The organism is Ligilactobacillus sp. (assembly GCF_036846325.1).
Taxonomy (GTDB): Bacteria; Bacillota; Bacilli; order Lactobacillales; family Lactobacillaceae; genus Ligilactobacillus.
Genome location: NZ_DAIUCE010000126.1, coordinates 1 through 3939 on the forward strand (window position 1 = coordinate 1; position 3939 = coordinate 3939).

General features: G+C 45.5%; 2 protein-coding genes and 6 tRNA genes. 7 read left to right on the top strand and 1 reads right to left on the bottom strand.

Translation table 11 applies throughout. The features are described 5' to 3' along the window. Positions 1–63: 63 nt before the first annotated feature. From V7Z60_RS09080 to V7Z60_RS09095, 4 genes are all read left to right on the top strand, one after another. Positions 64–136: transfer RNA gene (locus tag V7Z60_RS09080), tRNA-Asn, on the top strand. A 9-nt stretch (positions 137–145) separates the two neighbouring features. After that, positions 146–236, top strand: a tRNA-Ser gene (locus V7Z60_RS09085). Positions 237–250: 14 nt separating this feature from the next. Further along, positions 251–322 (top strand) — tRNA-Glu (locus V7Z60_RS09090). A gap of 4 nt (positions 323–326) precedes the next feature. Beyond that, positions 327–399: transfer RNA gene (locus tag V7Z60_RS09095), tRNA-Thr, on the top strand. Positions 400–611: 212 nt separating this feature from the next. Here the strand turns inward: V7Z60_RS09095 and V7Z60_RS09100 are convergent. After that, positions 612–1643 (bottom strand): asparaginase, encoded by a 1032-nt coding sequence (locus V7Z60_RS09100; RefSeq protein WP_334117505.1) that lies wholly within the window; start codon positions 1641–1643, stop codon positions 612–614. 443 nt (positions 1644–2086) lie between these two features. Here V7Z60_RS09100 and V7Z60_RS09105 point away from each other — a divergent pair, with 443 nt between their 5' ends. The 3 genes from V7Z60_RS09105 to V7Z60_RS09115 all read left to right on the top strand — a co-directional run bounded on the left by V7Z60_RS09105 (position 2087) and on the right by V7Z60_RS09115 (position 3938). Next, positions 2087–3556 (top strand): peptide MFS transporter, encoded by a 1470-nt coding sequence (locus V7Z60_RS09105; protein WP_334117506.1) that lies wholly within the window; start codon positions 2087–2089, stop codon positions 3554–3556. A gap of 220 nt (positions 3557–3776) precedes the next feature. Further along, positions 3777–3862 (top strand) — tRNA-Tyr (locus tag V7Z60_RS09110). 4 nt (positions 3863–3866) lie between these two features. Then, a tRNA-Gln gene (locus tag V7Z60_RS09115) sits at positions 3867–3938 on the top strand. The last annotated feature ends 1 nt before the right edge of the window (position 3939 follow it).

The following is a 3939-nucleotide window of genomic DNA, read 5'->3' on the forward strand; positions in this document are numbered from 1 at the left end:
TAGCGCCGAGAGTAGTTGGGGGATCGCCCCCTGTGAGGGTAGGACGTTGCCATGCTTTCTTATTCCGGCATAGCTCAGTTGGTAGAGCACCTGACTGTTAATCAGGCTGTCGACGGTTCGAGTCCGCCTGCCGGAGTTCTTGGATGGAGAGTTGTCCGAGAGGCCGAAGGAGCATGATTGGAAATCATGTAAGGGGGTAATGACCTCCTTCGAGGGTTCGAATCCCTCACTCTCCGTTTTATTATTTTATGGCCCGTTGGTCAAGTGGTTAAGACACCGCCCTTTCACGGCGGTAACATGGGTTCAAATCCCGTACGGGTCATTTTGCCGGTTTAGCTCAGTTGGTAGAGCATCGGTATCGTAAACCGAGGGTCACTGGTTCGAGTCCAGCAACCGGCATCAGAGTACTTTAAGTCTGCAGTAATGCAGGCTTTTTTGTTGACTTAAGCAAAAACAATCAGGCAGGTATCGGTTGATCTTTCCTTCACAGGCAGTCGTCAAAACAGCGATGCACGGCAAATAACCTGAGATGTTCATATTGTCTCAGGTTGGCTTGCCGTGCATCTTTTTCAGGTTATGACCGTAATTAAAACGGTGCAATCCACTGGTCATCAGTATCTGAAAAAGGCATTACGTATTTTTTCGATGTCGCGTGTTTGAGTCAGGCAAAGCATCAGTAAAATTCTGGCTTTAAACGGGGTTAGAGTGTTGGATCCGATGAAGTGATTCTTCGGGTCAAAAACCTGTTCATCAAAGACAATCGAATGCGGAACGCGGGAACTTCTGACGATGATTGTGCCTTTTTCCGCCAATTCATCAAGCTTTTGCAGCCATGCCTGGGAATAATTGCCGCTGCCCGTTCCAATGATGACAATCCCGTCGCAATCGTGTTCCAGCGCATCTAGAATGGCAGTGTCGGCCCCTGCATAATATGTTGCCATCCTGACTTTGGGAAAAGCTTCAAATTGTTTGTTGCAGAACCTGGAAAACAGCGTGTGCCTTGTCGTCGGATGATTCGTGATGAAGACGTCGGCATCGCGCATGTATCCCAATGCTGCCTGTTCATTCAGGCCAAAGGCATCTATTTTATGGTTGTTTGTTTTTGCAATGTTGCGTGCGGAATAAATCGTGCTTGAAAAAAGGCACATGACGCCGCAACCATGCGCCTGGTCATTTGCAGCAAGGGCAATTGCCTGAAAAAGGTTGAAGGGGCCGTCGGGACTCGTTGCAGTGGCAGGACGCATCGCTCCTGTTAAAACAACAGGTTTTTCAGTTGCAACCGTCAGATTAAGAAAATAAGCGGTTTCTTCAATCGTGTCGGTTCCGTGGGTGATGACGATGCCGTCAACGTCGGGACGTTTTGCCTGCTCGTTAATGGTATTGCGCAGTTTTATCCAGTATCGTTCGTTCATTTCGTTTGAATCGACCGAAATGAGCGAAATCATTTCAATTTCAGCCAGATCGTTGATTTGAGGAATGGTTTTCAGAACATCACTGACGTCAATCGTTCCTGCACGGTATTCTGTCGTGCGGCCATCTTCTCCGCTGCCGGCAATCGTTCCGCCGGTGGCAATTACGATAATTTTCTTCATCTGCTTTTGGGCGAGTTCCCGATACTTTTGAATATTGGCGTCATTTCGCAATTTCTCGCCCTTCTCCTTTCGTGATGATTGAATGATGGGAATGAACCTCGTTTTGAGATCATGATCATGTTTTGTGTCAAGAGCTGCTTTTGAGACCGGCTCTTTTTTCTTACCAATCTATAGTACCTTAAATGATGTCTTCTATAATGTAAAATTAGCAATAATTTAGAAGATTTTTATTAAATTCAGTCAATGAAGGCAAAATGGTTAAAATTAACCTTTGGAATTAAATGAACGTTAAATCGAGCAGCAAAAAATTGCATCCATGTTAACCGTGGTTAGATTGAAATGAAAAAATTGTTAAATAAGACTCAATTTATAAAAAATAAAATATGAATCAGCTTGACCCTATGTTGTATGATTCATATAATTATAGACATTGGGTGAAAACTCAATCATTTAAAGTGGTTTTAGACAGCAGTTATTCGTCTGGAGGAATTTTTATGGATAATAAACCACAGGATGTCTCATTCTTTGGTCACCCGCGCGGGCTGGCCACGCTCTTTTTCACTGAAATGTGGGAAAGATTCAGTTACTATGGAATGCGCGCCATCCTTTTGTTCTACATGTACTATTCGGTCGCAGAGGGCGGACTTGGATTTGACAAGACCACGGCTGCGTCAATCATGTCGATTTACGGATCGCTTGTTTACCTTTCAAGCGTTATTGGAGGTTTTTTGAGCGACCGTGTATTAGGAAGCAGAAAAACGGTCTTTATCGGCGGAGTTTTGATCATGTTTGGCCATATTGCTCTGGCGACGCCTTTTGGCAGAGTTGCGTTGTTTGTTTCGATTGCATTAATCGTTATTGGTACGGGACTGCTTAAACCAAACGTTTCAGGAATGGTCGGAGATTTGTACAGCGATACCGATCCGAGACGCGATGCCGGGTTCAGTATCTTTGTCTTCGGCATTAACATGGGTGCCTTCATTGCGCCGATTGCAGTCGGATATCTGGGCCAGAACGTCAACTTCCACCTTGGATTTTCGCTTGCGGCAATCGGAATGTTCTTCGGCCTCGTTCAATACGTGATGGACGGCAAGAAGTATCTTTCAAACGACAGTCTTTATCCAAGCGATCCGATTGAAGGTGAAGAGCTTAAGAAAGTCGCAGTCAAGTCGGGTGCCGGTGCTGTCCTGCTCATCTTGATCCTGATCATCATGGCACTCTTTGATGCCTTGAATATCACGAACATCATCAACCTGATCACTGTCATCGCCGTTCTTATTCCGGTCTATTACTTCATCATGATGCTTGGAAGCAAGAAAACGACCAAGGAGGAACGTTCGCGCGTCTTTGCCTATATTCCGCTTTTCCTTGCCTCCATTCTCTTCTGGTCAATTGAAGAGCAGGGATCGGTTGTTCTGGCATTGTTTGCAAATGAGCAGACGCGTCTGACAATTTTCGGGCATGCTTTTCCTTCAAGTCTGTTCCAGAGCATGAATCCTCTGTTCATCATGATTTATGTGCCGTTCTTTGCCAAATTGTGGACTAAGCTTGGCAAGAAGCAGCCGTCATCTCCGGTCAAGTTCGCATATGGATTGTTCTTTGCCGGGATTTCCTTTGTTTGGATGATGATTCCGGGAATGGCCTTCGGGACGTCCGCAAAAGTCAGCCCGCTCTGGCTGGTCATGAGCTGGGCGCTCGTAATTTGCGGTGAAATGCTGATTTCACCAATCGGACTTTCGGTAACCTCAAAACTTGCGCCGAATGCATTCAAGGCACAGATGATGAGCATCTGGTTCTTGAGCGATGCAGTTGCACAGGCACTCAATGCGCAGATTGTGCGTCTGTATTCTCACGAAACGGAAGTCATGTACTTTGGCATCGTCGGCACTATCACGATTGTCTTCGGAATCCTGTTGCTGATTCTTGCACCAAGAATCAGGAAATTGATGCTGGATGTAAAATAAACTGATTTTCAGCCGGGAGTTTTCCCGGCTTTTTTGTTAAATCCAGTAAAGAAGCAGTTTCTGCAAAGAAGGTTTTGGTCGAAAAAGTCGGTTATCTCGCATTTTGGGGCATTTTCTTTAAATAATATTCAAAAAAATCGAAAAAAGACTTGCATTAAGCTTTCAAACACGGTATTATATTTAAGTCGGGTGCGATAAGGCATCAGATATTCAAGGTAATGGAAGGGTAGCGAAGTCTGGCTAAACGCGGCGGACTGTAAATCCGCTCCTTCGGGTTCGGTGGTTCGAATCCACTCCCTTCCACCACCATTGGGGTATAGCCAAGCGGTAAGGCAACGGTTTTTGGTACCGTCATGCACTGGTTCGAATCCAGTTACCCCAAT

Bases quoted from the DNA above. Each gene is read 5' to 3' on its own strand.
- V7Z60_RS09105 (WP_334117506.1), top strand. From the start codon at position 2,087: ATGGATAATAAACCACAGGATGTCTCATTCTTTGGTCACCCGCGCGGG.